This is a genomic window from Campylobacter sp. 2457A, assembly GCF_020135895.1.
Lineage (GTDB): Bacteria > Campylobacterota > Campylobacteria > Campylobacterales > Campylobacteraceae > Campylobacter_D > Campylobacter_D taeniopygiae.
This window is the reverse complement of sequence record NZ_JACHTO010000015.1, coordinates 1-15,960: the sequence shown is the minus strand read 5'-3', so window position 1 is coordinate 15,960 and position 15,960 is coordinate 1. Positions and strand designations below refer to the sequence as shown.

The 15,960-nt window shown below is 31.1% G+C and carries 19 protein-coding genes and 4 tRNA genes; 8 read left to right on the top strand and 15 right to left on the bottom strand.

Going from position 1 to position 15,960, the window contains the following annotated elements:
* Position 1 precedes the first annotated feature (1 nt).
* From rplB to rpsJ, 5 genes are read right to left on the bottom strand one after another with little or no spacing between them, the layout of a single operon-like run.
* Positions 2–832 (bottom strand): 50S ribosomal protein L2, encoded by an 831-nt coding sequence (gene rplB, locus H2280_RS05735; protein ID WP_137623852.1) that lies wholly within the window; start codon positions 830–832, stop codon positions 2–4.
* A gap of 1 nt (position 833) precedes the next feature.
* Positions 834–1,115, bottom strand: a complete 282-nt coding sequence (locus H2280_RS05730) for a 50S ribosomal protein L23 (protein ID WP_137623853.1) — start codon at positions 1,113–1,115, stop codon at positions 834–836.
* A gap of 2 nt (positions 1,116–1,117) precedes the next feature.
* Positions 1,118–1,732 carry a 50S ribosomal protein L4 gene (rplD, locus tag H2280_RS05725; protein ID WP_137623854.1) on the bottom strand — a complete coding sequence of 205 codons (615 nt, stop codon included), beginning with the start codon at positions 1,730–1,732 and terminating at the stop codon, positions 1,118–1,120.
* Positions 1,729–2,304 carry a 50S ribosomal protein L3 gene (gene rplC, locus H2280_RS05720; RefSeq protein WP_137623855.1) on the bottom strand — a complete coding sequence of 192 codons (576 nt, stop codon included), beginning with the start codon at positions 2,302–2,304 and terminating at the stop codon, positions 1,729–1,731. The genes rplD and rplC overlap by 4 nt, the downstream gene beginning before the upstream one ends.
* Positions 2,305–2,314: 10 nt before the next feature.
* A complete protein-coding gene (gene rpsJ / locus H2280_RS05715; protein ID WP_002779353.1) occupies positions 2,315–2,626 on the bottom strand; it encodes a 30S ribosomal protein S10 in 312 nt (103 codons plus the stop codon).
* Positions 2,627–2,887: 261 nt separating this feature from the next.
* Between rpsJ and H2280_RS05710 the strand changes: the two genes are divergently transcribed.
* Positions 2,888–3,421, top strand: coding sequence for a phosphatase PAP2 family protein (locus H2280_RS05710; RefSeq protein ID WP_337215932.1), 534 nt, complete (start codon positions 2,888–2,890; stop codon positions 3,419–3,421).
* A 115-nt stretch (positions 3,422–3,536) separates the two neighbouring features.
* On the opposite strand, the gene H2280_RS05705 is transcribed toward H2280_RS05710, so the two are convergent.
* The gene (locus tag H2280_RS05705) at positions 3,537–4,922 is read right to left on the bottom strand and encodes a dicarboxylate/amino acid:cation symporter (RefSeq protein WP_337215931.1); all 1,386 of its coding nucleotides are present in this window, start codon (positions 4,920–4,922) and stop codon (positions 3,537–3,539) included.
* A gap of 199 nt (positions 4,923–5,121) precedes the next feature.
* On the opposite strand from H2280_RS05705, the gene H2280_RS05700 reads away from it, so the two are divergent.
* Entirely contained in the window at positions 5,122–6,165 is a 1,044-nt protein-coding gene (locus tag H2280_RS05700) for a type II asparaginase (protein ID WP_337215930.1), read from the top strand.
* A 26-nt stretch (positions 6,166–6,191) separates the two neighbouring features.
* Here the strand turns inward: H2280_RS05700 and H2280_RS05695 are convergent, their stop codons facing one another.
* From H2280_RS05695 to rsmA, 3 genes are read right to left on the bottom strand one after another with little or no spacing between them, the layout of a single operon-like run.
* On the bottom strand, positions 6,192–6,953 hold the full coding sequence (locus H2280_RS05695) for a pseudouridine synthase (protein WP_137623859.1): 762 nt from the start codon (positions 6,951–6,953) through the stop codon (positions 6,192–6,194).
* A 3-nt stretch (positions 6,954–6,956) separates the two neighbouring features.
* Positions 6,957–8,948 carry a ribonuclease J gene (locus tag H2280_RS05690; RefSeq protein WP_337215929.1) on the bottom strand — a complete coding sequence of 664 codons (1,992 nt, stop codon included), beginning with the start codon at positions 8,946–8,948 and terminating at the stop codon, positions 6,957–6,959.
* Positions 8,929–9,717: a 16S rRNA (adenine(1518)-N(6)/adenine(1519)-N(6))-dimethyltransferase RsmA gene (gene rsmA, locus H2280_RS05685; RefSeq protein WP_337195803.1), complete on the bottom strand. Its 789-nt coding sequence runs from the start codon at positions 9,715–9,717 to the stop codon at positions 8,929–8,931. Before rsmA ends, H2280_RS05690 begins: the two co-directional genes overlap by 20 nt.
* Positions 9,718–9,804: 87 nt before the next feature.
* On the opposite strand from rsmA, the gene H2280_RS05680 reads away from it, so the two are divergent.
* Both H2280_RS05680 and rlmN read left to right on the top strand, forming a co-directional pair.
* Positions 9,805–10,350 carry a phosphorylase family protein gene (locus H2280_RS05680; RefSeq protein WP_337195802.1) on the top strand — a complete coding sequence of 182 codons (546 nt, stop codon included), beginning with the start codon at positions 9,805–9,807 and terminating at the stop codon, positions 10,348–10,350.
* Between the two features lie 14 nt (positions 10,351–10,364).
* Positions 10,365–11,435, top strand: a complete 1,071-nt coding sequence (gene rlmN / locus H2280_RS05675) for a 23S rRNA (adenine(2503)-C(2))-methyltransferase RlmN (RefSeq protein WP_337195801.1) — start codon at positions 10,365–10,367, stop codon at positions 11,433–11,435.
* Positions 11,436–11,602: 167 nt separating this feature from the next.
* Here rlmN and H2280_RS05665 read toward each other — a convergent pair whose 3' ends face one another.
* The 3 genes from H2280_RS05665 to H2280_RS05655 form a co-directional block, all read right to left on the bottom strand.
* Positions 11,603–11,878 (bottom strand): hypothetical protein, encoded by a 276-nt coding sequence (locus tag H2280_RS05665; RefSeq protein WP_137623867.1) that lies wholly within the window; start codon positions 11,876–11,878, stop codon positions 11,603–11,605.
* A complete protein-coding gene (locus tag H2280_RS05660) occupies positions 11,878–12,192 on the bottom strand; it encodes a hypothetical protein (RefSeq protein WP_337215928.1) in 315 nt (104 codons plus the stop codon). The genes H2280_RS05665 and H2280_RS05660 overlap by 1 nt, the downstream gene beginning before the upstream one ends.
* A 123-nt stretch (positions 12,193–12,315) precedes the next feature.
* Positions 12,316–12,392 (bottom strand) — tRNA-Met (locus H2280_RS05655).
* A gap of 83 nt (positions 12,393–12,475) precedes the next feature.
* Here H2280_RS05655 and H2280_RS05650 point away from each other — a divergent pair.
* From H2280_RS05650 to H2280_RS05635, 4 genes are all read left to right on the top strand, one after another.
* Positions 12,476–12,563, top strand: a tRNA-Ser gene (locus H2280_RS05650).
* Between the two features lie 217 nt (positions 12,564–12,780).
* A tRNA-Ala gene (locus H2280_RS05645) sits at positions 12,781–12,856 on the top strand.
* 1 nt (position 12,857) lies between these two features.
* A tRNA-Val gene (locus tag H2280_RS05640) sits at positions 12,858–12,933 on the top strand.
* Positions 12,934–13,117: 184 nt separating this feature from the next.
* A complete protein-coding gene (locus tag H2280_RS05635; protein ID WP_137623869.1) occupies positions 13,118–13,750 on the top strand; it encodes a hypothetical protein in 633 nt (210 codons plus the stop codon).
* On the opposite strand, the gene H2280_RS05630 is transcribed toward H2280_RS05635, so the two are convergent.
* The 3 genes from H2280_RS05630 to queF all read right to left on the bottom strand — a co-directional run bounded on the left by H2280_RS05630 (position 13,751) and on the right by queF (position 15,869).
* On the bottom strand, positions 13,751–14,731 hold the full coding sequence (locus H2280_RS05630) for a Gfo/Idh/MocA family protein (protein ID WP_337215927.1): 981 nt from the start codon (positions 14,729–14,731) through the stop codon (positions 13,751–13,753).
* Entirely contained in the window at positions 14,715–15,359 is a 645-nt protein-coding gene (locus H2280_RS05625; RefSeq protein ID WP_337215926.1) for an outer membrane beta-barrel protein, read from the bottom strand. Before H2280_RS05625 ends, H2280_RS05630 begins: the two co-directional genes overlap by 17 nt.
* Before the next feature lie 126 nt (positions 15,360–15,485).
* On the bottom strand, positions 15,486–15,869 hold the full coding sequence (gene queF, locus H2280_RS05620; protein ID WP_337195798.1) for a preQ(1) synthase: 384 nt from the start codon (positions 15,867–15,869) through the stop codon (positions 15,486–15,488).
* Positions 15,870–15,960: the final 91 nt, after the last annotated feature.

Genomic DNA, 15,960 nt, shown 5'->3' with positions numbered 1-15,960 from the left:
CTTACTTTCCTTTTCTTCTTGAAATTATTAGTTTATCACTAGCTTTTTTACGGCGAGTTTTTGCACCTTTAGTTGGTTTGCCCCATGGGGTTACTGGATGGCGTCCAGAATTTTTCTTACCTTCTCCCCCTCCGTGTGGGTGATCAACTGGGTTCATCGCAGAACCACGAGTTTGAGGACGGATACCTCTATGGCGATTTCTACCCGCTTTACCTATAGTGATGTTAGACCATTCTTCATTGCCTACTTCACCGATACTAGCCATACATTCAGCTAAAACTTGTCTCATTTCTCCACTTGCAAGTCTTAAGATTACATATTTTTCTTCTTTACCCATAAGTTGAGCATAAGCACCTGCTGAACGGATCATTTGACCGCCTTTTCCTGGCTTTAATTCAATATTATGAACAATAGTACCCACAGGAATATTTTTAAGCTTCATTGCATTACCTGGTTTAATATCAAGTCCGCCTTCTGCTGCAGCAACTATATCACCTACGCTTAATCCACGTGGTTGGATAATATATCTTTTTTCACCATCTCTATAAGAAATAAGAGCGATTCTACAATTTCTGTATGGATCATACTCGATTGCTTCTACTTTACCCTCGATACCAAATTTACGACGTTTAAAGTCTATAATTCTATAAAGTTTTTTAGCGCCAGCTTCTTTATGGCGACTTGTAATTCTTCCGTAACTATTGCGTCCCGCATGAGATGGAAGTTTAACAAGTAGTGAGCGAACACTTGGTTTTGCTGTAATATCTTCTGAGCTTAAACCAGTGATATATCTTCTACTTGGAGTATATGGTTTATAAGTTTTAATTGCCATCTTAAGCCTCCACATTTTCTAAGCTAACACCCTCAGGTAGCTTAACATAGAATTTTTTATAATCGTTTCTTTGCCCCAAACGACCTCTAAAGCGTTTAACTTTTCCACTCATTCTTAAAGAATTGATACTTTGTGGAGTTACGCCAAAATACTCTTTTAAAACAGCTTTTAAACTTGTTTTAGTCATCTTTGGAGAAGTTTGAATAACTACGACACCTTGCTCTTGCAAATTCAAACTTTTTTCTGTATAAAGTATTGTTTTAATATCAGTAATATCTGCCATAATTATCCTTCTTTTGTAATAGATTCTAACGCTGATTTTTCCATAATAACAGCATTAAACACAGATACCAAATAAGCATTAACTTCGGTTACATCTACAACATAGCAATTTGCTAAATTTCTGTAAGCTAAAAGTGTTTTTTCATCTAGTAAATCTTTAACAATTAAAGCATCTTTTACACCAAGCTTTTTAATAACAGCATTTGCGTCTTTAGTTTTTCCGCTTTCTATAGTTAGAGAATCTGCAGTAAATAAAGCACCTTTAGCTGCTTTATCCGCTAAAGCTCTTTCAAGTGCTAATCTTTTTTGTTTTTTATTTACTTTTTGAAAATAATTTCTTTCATTAGTTGGACCAAAAGCAACAGCACCGCCTACCCAAACATTTGTTCTAGTTGAACCTGCACGAGCACCACCACGACCTTTTTGTCTCCAAGGTTTTTTACCCCCGCCACTTACATCACTTCTACCTTTAGTATGAGCTGTATTTGCTCTAAGACTAGCAAGGTAAGATTTTACATATAAGTAAAGGTTATGTGGATTTACTTCTGCGTATTTTGAAGGTAAATCAAGTTCACCTGCTTTTTCTAGTTTATCATTTAAAACGGTTACTTTACTCATTTTGCAATCCTTATTTTACCCATAGCTCCATTGTATCCTGGAACTGCACCTTTAACAACTAAAATCTTATTTTCACTATCATAAGACACGACTTCATTTTTAACAGTTATTTTTGTATTTCCATAATGTCCTGCCATTTTCATACCTGGTTGAACACGACCTGGCCATTCTCTATTACCTATAGAACCATGACGTCTATGAAATCTTGAACCGTGACTTGCCGGACCTCCAGCGAAATTATGTCTTTTCATAACACCGCTATAACCTCTACCTTTAGAGTTAAAACTTACTTTTAAAATTTTAGCTTCACTCAATGGAGTTTCATCTAAATCACCTGCTTCAGTATTTGCCACTTCTAAAGTTGCAAAACGATTAAATTCAGCAGAAAGGTTGTATTTTTTTTGTTGTCCTGCGATACATTTATTATTTGTTTTACCTTTTGAATATGCTACTATCGCTTTTCCATTCTCAACTTCGCATACTTTTGCATTGACAACTCTTAGCAAAGTTACAGCGATACTTGGACTATTGATAGTTCTACTCATTCCAATTTTTTCTACAATGTATTCCATATTCTATCCTTTATTTACCCATAGCTCTAACTTCAACGCTTACTTCTGGCGCCAAATCAAGCTTAGTTAAAGAATCAACTGTATCTGGAGTCGCTGCTACAATATCTAGCATACGAGCGTGAATTCTGATTTCAAACTGCTCACGAGAATCTTTATTAATATGTGGAGATTTTAAAACTGTATAGCGTTTGATTTTTGTAGGCATTGGTATTGGACCTCTAATATCCGCACCTGTTCTTTTGACAGCTTCTACGATTGCTGCAACTGTTCTGTCTAGTACTCGATGGTCATAAGCTTTAAGCTTAAGCCTAATTCTTTCCATGATATTTCCTTTAAAAAGAACTCGTTAGTTTAAAACTAACCAAAAATAAAAATGAGAGTATAGTAAATTTGGCTTTCAAAAGTCAAGAAAATTTGATAAAAAATTATATTTTTATCCTTTTAAAAAGGAAAAAAATATAATTATATCTGGATGAAAAATTTAAAAATATTAATAAAAAATAATTTAAAAATACTTTTTTAAGTTTAAATTCAGGGGGGGGGTAAAATACAAATCTCATTATTTTTTATTTGGAGGTTTGATATGAAATTAATCCAAGCTTTTTTATTATTGATTTTCATTTCTAACTTAAATGCAAATATTTTTGATGATAAAAAGCAAGTCAAAAATGCAGGAGATATAACTCAAATTGCAGTCCCAATTTATGCTTTTGGATTGCTTTTTTATAATGATGATTTTAAAAATGGAATTTTACCCTATACATTGAGTTTTGCTGCAACTCAAGCAAGTGTAGAAATTCTTAAACGTATTGTTAAAGAAGAAAGACCTGATAAAAGCGACAATCTATCCTTTCCTAGTGGACATAGCGCGGCAGCATTTTTTGGAGCGACTTTTATCCATAAAAGATATGTGATTAAACAAGCAATTATTCCTTACATCTTAGCCACTTATACAGCTTATTCTCGCGTAAAAGCAGATAAACACTACACAAGAGATATTATAGCAGGTGCTGCAGTAGCTGGATTTTGGAATTTTGTTTTAGTAGATCGTGTGCCTAATTTGATGCTAGAACCTAGAACAGATGGGTTTTTCTTAAGATATGCAAAAACTTTTTAACAAATATTAAGATCTTAGATACTTATAAAAAATCTATAGTTCAATTTCAATTCAAAGAATTTAAAATCTTATAAATTCTTTGAAAAAATTTTAATTCTACCTAAAAATTTATATTTTAATTTTCTTGATATTTTTTCATGTCTAAATTTTTCATTTCTTTATCTGTTATAAGACTTACAACCATAGCTCCTGAAACATTGCTACAAGTTCTTGCCATATCAAGTATAGGATCTATAGCTAAAATGATAGCCAGTAAGGCAAAATGACTTTGCATTCCAAGTCCTGAAAGCATAACAGAGATGATCATTATCGTGATACCTGGAATTCCAGCGATACCAAAAGAAGCAATGATGCATAAAGCAATCGTTATTAATATTTCACTCATACCCATAGGTATATTTAGAGCATGAAACATAAAAACAGCAATCATTCCTGCATAATATCCGGCACAACCATTCATTCCCATAGTTGTTCCAAGACTTGCAACAAAAGAAGCATTAGTATGAGTAACACCTAAATTTTGAGTTAAAGTAGAAATGGTAACTGGTAAAGTTCCTGCTGAACTTCTTGAGCTAAAGGCCATCAATAAAGCCGGCAAAGCCTTTTTAAAATACATAAAAGGATTTAACCCATGAAGCAATAATAATAACGCATGTAAAATAAAAACAGCCACAAAAGAAACATACAGCAAAGCTATAAAATAAATTGAATCAATAAGCACCTTATAGCCATTTAAAATCAAGGCATTAGCGATCATTGTAATGATAAAATAAGGCATGATTTTTATCACATAAAGACTGATCTTCATGATAACTTGATGTAGAAAACTAGTCAATAAAGAAAAAATTCTAAATCCACGATTTTCTTTTAGACTTCTTACCCCAAAAGATAAAATAAAAGCAAATATAATCACCCCTAAAATATTGTTTGAATTCATAGCATTGATGATATTATTTGGAATTAAATTTAAAATGATCTCATCTAAACCTTTAAGTTCGTGAAGATTTTTTGAATTTGATGCAAAAGCTATATTATTTCCAAGATTTGCAACCATTGCAATACAAATTCCAATACAAGCTGAAATGCCCGTTGAAAATAAAAACCAAAAAAAAGCACGAGAAAACAAAGATTTTATTTGAATCTTTTCATCTAAATGTATCAAAACATGGATTAAAGAAATAAATACCAAAGGAATGACTAAAAGCCTTAAAATACTTATATACAAAGTGTTTAGAAAATTCATCCAAATATGAATTTCATAAAACCAACGTAAAGAATTTGAAGAACTAAATTTTGATATTTCTTCATTAGGAAAACCTGCTAAATAAAGTAAAAAATACCCTAAAGCAAAACCAAAAATTAAAGAAATTGCCATGATTAAATAAAATTTTAGTCTTTTTTTGAAAAATTTGAGCAAGACAAAAAGACAAGCAATTAAAATAATGAGTAAGAAACTTTTAATTTGGGATAAATGAAAAAAATTAATTAAAAAATTTTCCATAAAAAACCTCTAAAAATGTTATTTTGCAACCTGCAAACTTAAAGGGGCAAATTATAGCATTAAAAATTAAAAAATCAATTTTATTATTTTTTATAAATGAGTAAAAATACTTTCTTATTTTTAAATATTTAGTTTAAAATTTATTTATTTTTATTTAAATTATATTATAATTTTTAAATATTTAAAAAAGGAGGAAGGTATGAAAAATATTATTTCATTAATAGTATTTTTGCTATTGAGTGTTAGTTGCTTAGAAGCTAAGCCAAAAATTGTGATTTTAGCAACCGGTGGGACTATAGCTGGTTCGATTGATAGCGAACTTGAAACAACGGGATATAAAGCCGGAGTTATAGGCGTAGAAACCCTAATCAAAGCTGTTCCTCAAATCAAAGATATCGCACAAGTAAGCGGAGAGCAAATTGCTAATATTGATAGTTCTAATATGAATGATGAAATTTGGTTAAAACTAGCCAAAAAAATCAATGAATTGCTTAAAAAAGATGTGGATGGTATTGTAATCACTCACGGAACTGATACTATGGAAGAAACGGCTTATTTTTTAAATTTAACCGTAAAAAGCAATAAACCTGTTGTCTTAGTCGGTGCTATGCGTCCAGCAACTGCTATGAGTGCGGATGGCCCAAAAAACCTTTACAATGCTGTAGCCTTAGCAGCCAATAAAAATGCAAAAAATAAAGGCGTAATGATCGCGATGGATGATAAAATATTAGGTGCAAGAGGAGCGGTTAAAACCCATACTCTTAACGTTGATGCCTTTACTTCGCCTGATTTTGGAAATTTAGGTTATATAGTTGATGGAAGAGTCTTTTTCTACAATACAATCTCAAAGGATCATACTACAAAAACTCCTTTTGATGTTAGCAAATTAAAAACTTTACCAAAAGTTGATATACTTTATACTTATTCCAATGATGGAAGTGGCGTTGCAGCTAAGGCTTTGTTTGATAATGGAACTCAAGGTTTGGTTGTAGCAGGAAGTGGAGCTGGAAGCATCCATGAAAATCAAAAAGAAGTCTTAAAAGATTTGATGAAAAAAGGATTAAAAGTAGCTGTAAGCACTAGAGTGGTTGCAGGATCTGTAGCAGTCAGCAAAGATGATCAAAATTTAGGTTTTATCAGTGCTCAAAATTTAAATCCGCAAAAAGCAAGAGTTCTTTTAATGTTGGCTCTTACAAAAACTCATGATAGTGCCAAAATTCAAAAATATTTTGAAAAATACTAAAATATTAAAAAGTCCGAAAGGGCTTTTTAATATTTGATTTCATTGGATTTTAAAAAATCTCGCAATTTATCATATTCTCCATTTTCTAAATAGCGATATTTTCCAGCTTTTAAAACACCTAGATCTAAAGCTCCAAAAGCCACACGCTTAAGATCCATTACTTCCAAATCAAAATGTCCAAAAAATCGCCTAAGTTCTCTATTTTTACCTTCATTGATCACTACTCTTAATTTAGTATAACCCCCACTTGATCCAAAAATTTCAAAATCCAAAAAAGGAGAAAAAGTCATAGAGGTAATTTTAGTTTTTGCATGGGCGCCTTTTTTTTCATTTTTTATCTCTAAGCCATTTTGCATAGCCTCTATAACTTGTTTATTCACCACACCTTTAACTTTAAGATAATATTCACGTTCTAAATCACTATGCATCAAAGCATCGGCTATAACAGGAGAATCCGTTAGCAAAAGCAAACCTTCGCTTGCAAAATCAAGTCTTCCTACGCTAAGCCAAGTATTAAATTGTCTTGGCAAAGTATCGTAAATCGTCTTTCTTCCACGATCGTCTTTTTTGCTGACTATTTCACCTTTTTGTTTATGATAAATGATGACACTAAATTGCGTTCTTTTTTGTAATCTTTTTCCTTTTAAAAAAACCTTGTCATCAAATTTAACCTCATCACTTAAAAGGGCTATTTTATTATTGATTTTTACTAAGCCCTGTTTAATCAGCTCATCAGCCTCACGACGAGAGTAACGACTATTGTGCGATATAAATTTATTGATTCTCATTGATCACATCACAAAAATAGTTGGAACTATAGTTGGATATTTTTTAATTTTTCTAAAAATATGTTTTCTAAGCACTTGACGAATTTGATTTTCTAAAAATCTCGGATCATTTAAAATTTCATCTTTTACATTGGCAAAAAATTGACTCAAAACATCTGCCATTTCTTTAGAAAAAGCATGATCGTGTTTATCAGCCACAAGTCCATAACTAAAAACTCTAGGTTTATTAATAAGAGTTTTTGTTGCCTTATCAAGTTGAGCGATGATCACAACTATACCATTATCTGCTAAATTTTGACGATCAATAACAACATCATCGGCAATTTGCTTATTGATTTGATTATCTACAAAGACTTTACCAGTTTTAACCGTTTTAACACGCTTGATATATTTTTGGCAAATTTCAACTTGATCCCCATCACTCATAAGATAAATATTTCTTTCTGGAATTCCACATTTCATAGCTGTTTCTTTATGCTTTAAAATATGATTATATTCTCCATGTACTGGCAAGAAAAATTTAGGTTTTACAAGCGTTAGCATTAATTTTTGCTCTTCTATACTTGCATGACCACTTACGTGAATTTCGCTGAATTCTTGATACGCAACCTTAGCTCCCGCTTTCAAAAGATAATCAAGCACCGCAGAAACATTAGCTTCATTGCCTGGGATTGCCTTAGCAGAAATAATAATCTGATCTGTAGGTTTGATTTTGATGAATTTATGCTCATCTGTTGCCATTCTATAAAGCGCACTCATAGTCTCACCTTGACTACCTGTGGTTACAATCAAAACTTCATTGTCTTTAAATTTATTCACCTCATCTGCATCGATAAAAATTTTACGATCAAGTTTAATATAGCCAAGCTCCATAGCTGTATAGAGATTTCTTTCCATAGAACGACCTATCACGCAAACTTTTCTTCCGTATTTTAACCCGTAGCTGATCGCTTGAAAAACACGGTGTATATTTGAACTAAAAGTACTCATTATCACTCTACCTTTAGTCTTAGAAAAAATTTGATCAAAAGTTGGTCCTACTGAACTTTCGCTTTTAGTATAACCTTCTTTATAAGAATTGGTACTATCACTCAAAAGGCATAAAACACCCTCTTCTCCATAATAAGCCAAACGATTTAAATCACTAGGATAGCCATCGATTGGAGTTTGATCTATTTTAAAATCTCCTGTATGGATAATCGTTCCTGCATCGGTTTTAATCGCTAAGGCTGAAGCATCGATAATAGAATGTGTAATATGGATCCATTCTACACTAAATTCACCTATTTCATAAACCTTTCTTTTCTCAACCGGTCTAAACCATTTTCTTTCAGCTTTAAGATTGTGTTCTTCAAATTTATTTGAAATCATTCCAAGAGCTAAAGGTGTAGCGTAAATAGGAAATTGAAATTCTTTGAAAAAATACGGCACAGCTCCTATATGATCCTCATGTGCATGAGTAATAATAATACCTTTTATTTTATCTTTAATTTTTCTAATATAACTAAAATCAGGTATGATGATATCTACTCCGTGCATAGTCCCATCTGGAAAACTCATACCGATATCTACAATAATTGCTTCATTATTTGTTTCAAAAACAGTGATATTTCCACCAATTTCACCAAGTCCCCCAAGGGGAATAACGCGGATTTTATGTTCGCTAGAGTTATTGTATTTTAAAGGGTGCAAACGATTTTCATGTGAAACACGATTAGCTTCTATACATTCTGCAAGAGCTATTTGCCAATCTTCATTTCCACTAAGTTTAGAAGGTAAATTGCGATTTCTTTTTTTTCTTTTTTCTTTAGATTCTTCATCAGTATTTTTAAAACCAGCACTAGCTTTTTCATTTGAATTTTTCAAATTCGCCTGATCGGATGCTTCATTATCAGAATCTGTTGTTTTTTTCTTGCGATTTTTGAATTTATTATAAAATCTATTTTTCTTTGTTTTTACAGAATTTTCATTATTTTCATTGTTGTTTTCGTTCATAGTCTTCCTTTACTCTTTCGTAAATTTTAAGGTATGAATCAACGCAAATTTCATGTGGCCTTGAGTTTAATTTAATTTCCAACTCTTTAAAAATTTCTTCCAATTTTATCTTATGGTTTTTTAAATTCCCCATAAGCTGTTTTCTTGGAGATTTGAAACATTCTTTTAAAAATCTCTTAAAAGTGTCGATATGGCAAAAATCTTTGTATTCCCTAAATTTAGTCATTTTTATCACCGCTGACATCACCTTAGGTGGTGGAGAAAAATATTCAGGACTAACATCAAAAAGTATTTCGCAATCACAAATAACAGCGCTTAAAATTCCCAAAGCTGAAAAATCTTTCTCTCCATGCTTAGCACAAAATTTCAACGCCATTTCTTTTTGTACCATTACTATTAAGCCTGAGCAATTTTCATCTTCTAAAACTTTCAAAATCAAATGACTTGCTATATAGTAAGGTAAATTAGCAACTAAAAAATACTTCTTTTCATCTAGACATGCAATTTCGCTTGCATCTTTATGAATTAAATTAAGCCTTCCGCACTCTAATTCTTTTTGAAATTTATTTTGCAAAATAGGGATAAGATCTGAATCAATCTCATACGCTTTTACATTAGAAATTTTCAAAAGTTCTTGCGTTAAATCACCTAAGCCAGGCCCAATTTCTACTATATTTTTCACACCATTGGGTATGGCTTGGATGATTTTATCTAATATGCTTTTATCATTTAAAAAATTTTGTCCGTAATGTTTTTTCGCTTTTACCATGATTGAACTTTTTATTTTAACCAAAAATTCTTAATTTTAAGTCTTATTTAGTTAAAATTATACTAAAAATATATTTAGGAGAACTTTATGATTGTTTGTGCTGGTGGTAATGAAAATTTTTCTTTTGCTAAAAGTATAGGAGTTGGGCTTATAGAATCGGGTATTAACTTAACAGAGCTTTGCTTAAAAGAAAAACCTAAAGATCTGCTTTTTATAGGAAGTTGTGGAATTTATGATAAAGGTGAAATTCTTGGAATTTATGAAAGTTCCCATGTTTTCAATATAGAATATTCTCAAATCAGTGAAAATTTTTATACCCCAACACTTAATGAAATTCATTTTAATACTAATATTGAAAATGTTTCACAAGAAACATCCTACAAGATCAATTCTTCAAATTATATTTGCCAAAATACTTCTGCGGCTAAAAAATTAGCTGAATTTGGATTAGATTTTGAAAATATGGAAGTTTTTTCTGTCTTTAGTGTTGCGAAAAAATTTAATATTCAAGCAAAATGCATTTTGTGTGCGACAAATTTTTGTAATGAAAATGCACATGAAGATTTTATAAAAAATCACAAAAAAGCCAAAGAAAAATTAGAAAATTATTTAAAAGAACACAACTATATTTAATCAAGGAAGATTATTTGGACAAACCTATTAATATCTTAGATTTTCTTCCTGAAGAATTGGAAGATAAAATTCAACCAACGTTTCGCGTGAAACAAATTTATCAATGGATCTATCAAAAATACGCCGATAGCTTTTTAGAAATGAGTTCTTTGCCTAAAAATTTAAGAGAAGAATTAAATAAAGAATATTATTTCGATGCTCTAAAATGCGTCTTTAAAGAAAAAAGCAAAGATGAAAGCATAAAGTATCTTTTTGAATTAAAAGATGGCTTACGCATAGAAAGCGTTTTATTGCCGATGAAAAAAGAAAAATTTGATGAAGAAGGCAAAAGAATAGCTCATGCAAAATTTACAATCTGTGTTTCATCTCAAGTAGGATGTAAAAGCGGATGTAGCTTTTGCTTGACTGCAAAAGGCGGACTTAAAAGAAATCTTAGTGCTGGAGAAATTGTTGCACAAATTCTCTACATTAAAAAAGATAATCAAATTCCTTATGAAAGAAGAATCAATATAGTTTATATGGGCATGGGCGAACCCCTTGATAATCTTAAAAATGTCGCCAAAGCAGTTAAAATACTCTCTTGTAATGATGGTCTAGCTATCAGCCCTCGCAGACAAACCATTAGCACAAGTGGCTTAGCTAAACAAATAAAAGAATTAGGCAAAATGAATTTAGGAGTACTCCTTGCTATATCCTTACATGCGGTAAACGATGAGCTCCGTACGGAATTAATGCCGATCAATAAAGCTTACAATATCGCTGCTATCATGGAAGCAGTCAAAGAATTCCCTATAGATCAAAGAAAACGAGTGATGTTTGAGTATTTATTGATTGATAATGTAAATGATAAAATAGAACACGCTAAGGAGCTTGTTAAGCTTTTAAATGGTATCAAGGCTAAAGTAAATTTGATACTTTTCAATCCTCACGAAGGAAGTTTATATCAACGCCCTAAATTAGAAAATGCTATCAAATTTCAAGATTTACTCAGTCAAAAAGGTGTCACTTGCACCATAAGAGAAAGCAAAGGTCTTGATATTTCAGCGGCTTGCGGGCAATTAAAAGAAAGGGTAAAAACACCGTGACAAGTTTAGATATTTTTGAAATTATTTTTGTATCAGCAGTGGTAATTGTTGGTTTTTTTGGAATGGCTTGGGTAATTTTTAAAGACAAAACAAATAAAAACTAATTCTATCTCCCAAATAGACTAATTAATACTCCACTTTATCCAAATTAAAAATAAATGATAAAATCATTTATTTTTAATTATTTTCAACCAAAGCTGATTTGATCTTGGAAATTCTATTTTTTGAAGTTGCTTGAGAATTTTTTTGAGTTCTTTATCATCCAAATTTAAAAATTCTTTACAAAAGAAACCTTCCTCAAAAACATTGAATCTTTCATCTGATATTTTTTGAACTTTTATAGCTCTGTCTTTTTTTGAAGTTTGAAAAATCAAAATATCCAAAGTATTGATTTGCTTTAAATTTTTAAAACAAATTTGAATAAAATCTTTATTTTGTATCATTACACTACTTTTGCTATTTCTTTTGTAAAATCAGCCTTGATCAAAGTCTTAGAAATATAAAAAATCCTAATATCATCTCCATCAAAAATATATGCCAAACGGTAAGCTTGTTTAGGTAACTTTAGCTTATACTCATAAATCGTTTTATCTTTGTATTTATGGCCCTTAACTTGTTTTATTTTATGCGGAGCTTGATTTATAAAGGTTTTTGTATTTTCACAAATGATTTCACAAATAGATTCTTTATCCATTTTTAAATGTGAAAAAAATTTTTCCAAATATGAATTATTTTCTAAAATAATATTTTTTTCCATGGCTTATTTTTAGCATAAATTACTTAAAAATTAGCAAAATTATAAGAACTCTTTAAATAAATTAACAATTATAAAACAAATATTTAAAATTTGTTAAATTATATTGAGATAAATTTGGAGAAATGGTGTCAAGGGGGAGACTTGAACTCCCGACCTCCGGCTTATGAGACCAGCGCTCTAACCAGCTGAGCTACCCTGACAAAAAGTTTTTAAGTCAAAATTATAGCTTTTTTTTCTAAAATTTTTCTTTATTCTGAAAAATTTTAGCTATAATAACGATTTTAGACAGGTGTCCGAGCGGTTGAAGGAGCACGCCTGGAACGCGTGTAAAGTGCAAGCTTTCGAGGGTTCGAATCCCTTCCTGTCTGCCATTGATCAAACTTATGCCGATGGTAAAGTTATCAAAAACTTACCTAAATATTTATAAAAAATTAATCAATAAATTTAATCAAACTATTTTTGTTATTAAAAGCCGATCAAAAAAATTTTACAAATATTCCAATAAAATTGCAAAAAATTTAATTTTTACTTAAAATTTTCAGGCAAAAAAAAGTAATATTTTACTAAAATTCAAATTTCTTAAAACAAGGGGCATTAGCTCAGCTGGGAGAGCACAACGCTGGCAGCGTTGGGGTCAGCGGTTCGAACCCGCTATGCTCCACCATGGTTCCGTAGCTCAGTTGGTAGAGCACTACCTTGACATGGTAGTGGTCGTTGGTTCAAGTCCAATCGGAGCCACCATTTTTTAAAACTTTTAATAATCTTTATTTGATCATTCTAGTATAAAATGGATTAAAATAAATTCTCATTAAAACGATATAGTAAATTAGTTATGATATAATTTAGTTTTAAAAATATAAAAGCTAATTTGATATTTTAAAGAAAAATTTTTCAAAATCAACCCTTTAACAAGAAAAGGATTTTTATGTTAAAAGAATTACTTGAAATTAAAAAAGAAATGGAACCCATTATCCATGAAGCCAATGTCAAACTCAATGTTTTAGCAAGAGAGGTTATTGTTCGCAAAAAAGAATACGAAATTTACGGCCCTATGGTTGATCGCGTATATCTTGATAATGCAATTTATGTCAAAGTAATGTCAAGTGGGCGTGATACAAAAAGCGATAACGTTCAAATAAAAAATGGTTTTTACATGGTTTTTGTTGCTCCAGAAAAAGAAAGTACAAAAGATATAAAAAATAAACTCAAAGTTGCTTATGAGGGACTTGATAACAAATTCATCTCTTCTTTGATCCGTTCTTGCCAACGTTTTAAAGAAATTGTCAATAAAACTCAAGCGACTTTAGCCAAAGCTTCTCAAATGAATGTTTTAATCAAAACCAATCTAGGTGAAGCCAGTGCCGCGCTTAAATTTAATATCACTATAGAATACACCAAAGATAATCAAAAGCTTTCGCGTGAAAATTCAAAATCCGCTGGAAGTTTTAGGGATACAAAAACTGCGATTAATCTTGTTGTGGATAAAAATACAGAATCAAGAATTTGTGAAAAATTGCTTGATGATGTTGAAAAATATTTTATCGGTGGGGGTAGTTGATCACTCGCCGATAAATTTCACTCCCATTTTTTCACGCACCCTATCCATCAAATTCATCATTTTTAAAATTTCTTCATGATTCATTTCATCACATTCTATTTTATTTTGTTCTAGGGCTTTAAAACAGGCCTCAAATTCGTATTCAAAGCCATTGATTTGACTTGGCACGAGACAATCTTTTATTAGCTTTCTTTCTTTATCGTAAGCTTTTATAGAATTTGGATTGTTGATATTATCGACGCAAATATAACCTTTTGTTCCATTTATAACGCCTTTTCTATCACTAATAGCAGCTACACTTGAATTTAAAAAAGCAAAAGCACCCTTTTGAAATTCTAAGATGATCCCATTGCTTTCATCTACACCACTAGGCATTTTTTTACAAGTTGCAATAATATTTTTAATTTCATCTTTTAAAAAACTAAGAGCAAAATTAAGTGTATAAATTCCTACATCAAGCAAAGCACCACCACCAAGCTCTAAACTTGTTATGCGGTTTTTATGTGTAACATTGTAGGCTAAATTTGCTTCTATGCTAACTATTTCGCCGATTAAATCTTTTGCCAAAAGATCTTTAATGATATCTATATAAGGCATATAACGCGTCCAAATGCCTTCGGCTAAAAGCACATTTTTAGCCCTTGCTAATTCCACCACCTCTTTAGCCTGTTTGAAATTTAAAGTGAAAGATTTTTCGCAAAGCACATTTTTATGATTTTCAAGACAAAGCTTTATATGATCATAGTGTAAAGAATGTGGGGTGTTGATATAAACAAGATCGATATTTTGATCTTTGAGTAATCCTTCATAATCAGTATAAAATTTTTCAAAACCATGCGTCAAAGCAAAATCTTTTGCACGGCTTAAAGATCCCACCGCATACGGGTGGAATCCTGCTTGTTTTAGCATCGGTGCGATTTTGTTTGCTATAGATCCAGCACCTAAAAAAGCGATATTTTTTCGCTTAGAATTTGTAAGCATATCCTAGATATACACCATAATTTGTTTGCTTAGGATCATAAAAATTAGATCCAATTTTGCTTTGGTAGAAATTTCTAGAATTATAACGAATTTGTTCTGCCTTAACGCCAAACTCTATTTCATTGCGTGGAGTAAGTTCATAAAGAGCACCCAATTTCGCTCCATAAACAAAACCATCAAAATTCTGAGATAGAGATAAAAACGATGTTTTTAGATCGATATTAGTTTTTGCATAACCAGAATACACACCTAAAACCGCCCTTGTATTTGTGAAAAGCTTTGGAGTGAAATCATAGCCTAATAAAAACTTATGTGTCGTAAAATCGCCCTCTATTTGAATTTTTGGAGTTTTAATCAAATCATTAAATTCGTCAGAATAATTATAAGCGGCATAAATTCTATGTGATTCATTGAAACGATATCCGGCTCTTAATCCAAAATTAGGGATATTTCCTGACACATCTCCATTGAAAGTCATACCTGTTAAATTATGCTTAAGATCACCTTTTACATTAGAATGCATCCAAGCAGCATCAGCTCCTATGAAAAATCCTGATTTTTCATCCGCTAAAGCTATATTAGCAAACAAGCACACACCGGCAACTATACTCAATAATTTTTTATCCATGTCTTCCCTTAAAATTTTAATCAATCTAAAATTTTTTAGATTTATAAATTATATAATTTTAATATTTAATATCATATTTATTTTAGAAAAATTTTAAATTTTTATTAAAAAATGGGAAGATTCTACTCACTTAGGTACCACCATATCACTGCGGCATTCTATGACTGTATGCACATTTCCACGTGGATTGAAGTCCCCTACAACTTTGATCCATTTTGGTTTGAGTTTGTCTTTTAAGGTATTGTAAATTTCATTGATACTTGCTTCATGTGAAACATTTCTATACATGAAAGTATTGATATAAAGTTTTATAGCTTTAAGTTCAACGACGAATTGATCTGGTATATACTCAAGATATATCGTTGCAAAGTCAGGATAACCACTCCTAGGACAACAACACATGAATTCAGGTAAAGTGATCTTTATGATATAGTCATTTTTAGCATCATTGGGCCAAATTTCCATATTATCTACATTAAATTCTTTGATTTCTTTTTCACCATAACGCATTTATTTTTCCTTACAATAAATTTAAAAATTCAAATTATAGCAAATTTCATTCTTGCAAAAAATATTATCAAGCTTATATTGCCTTTGATAA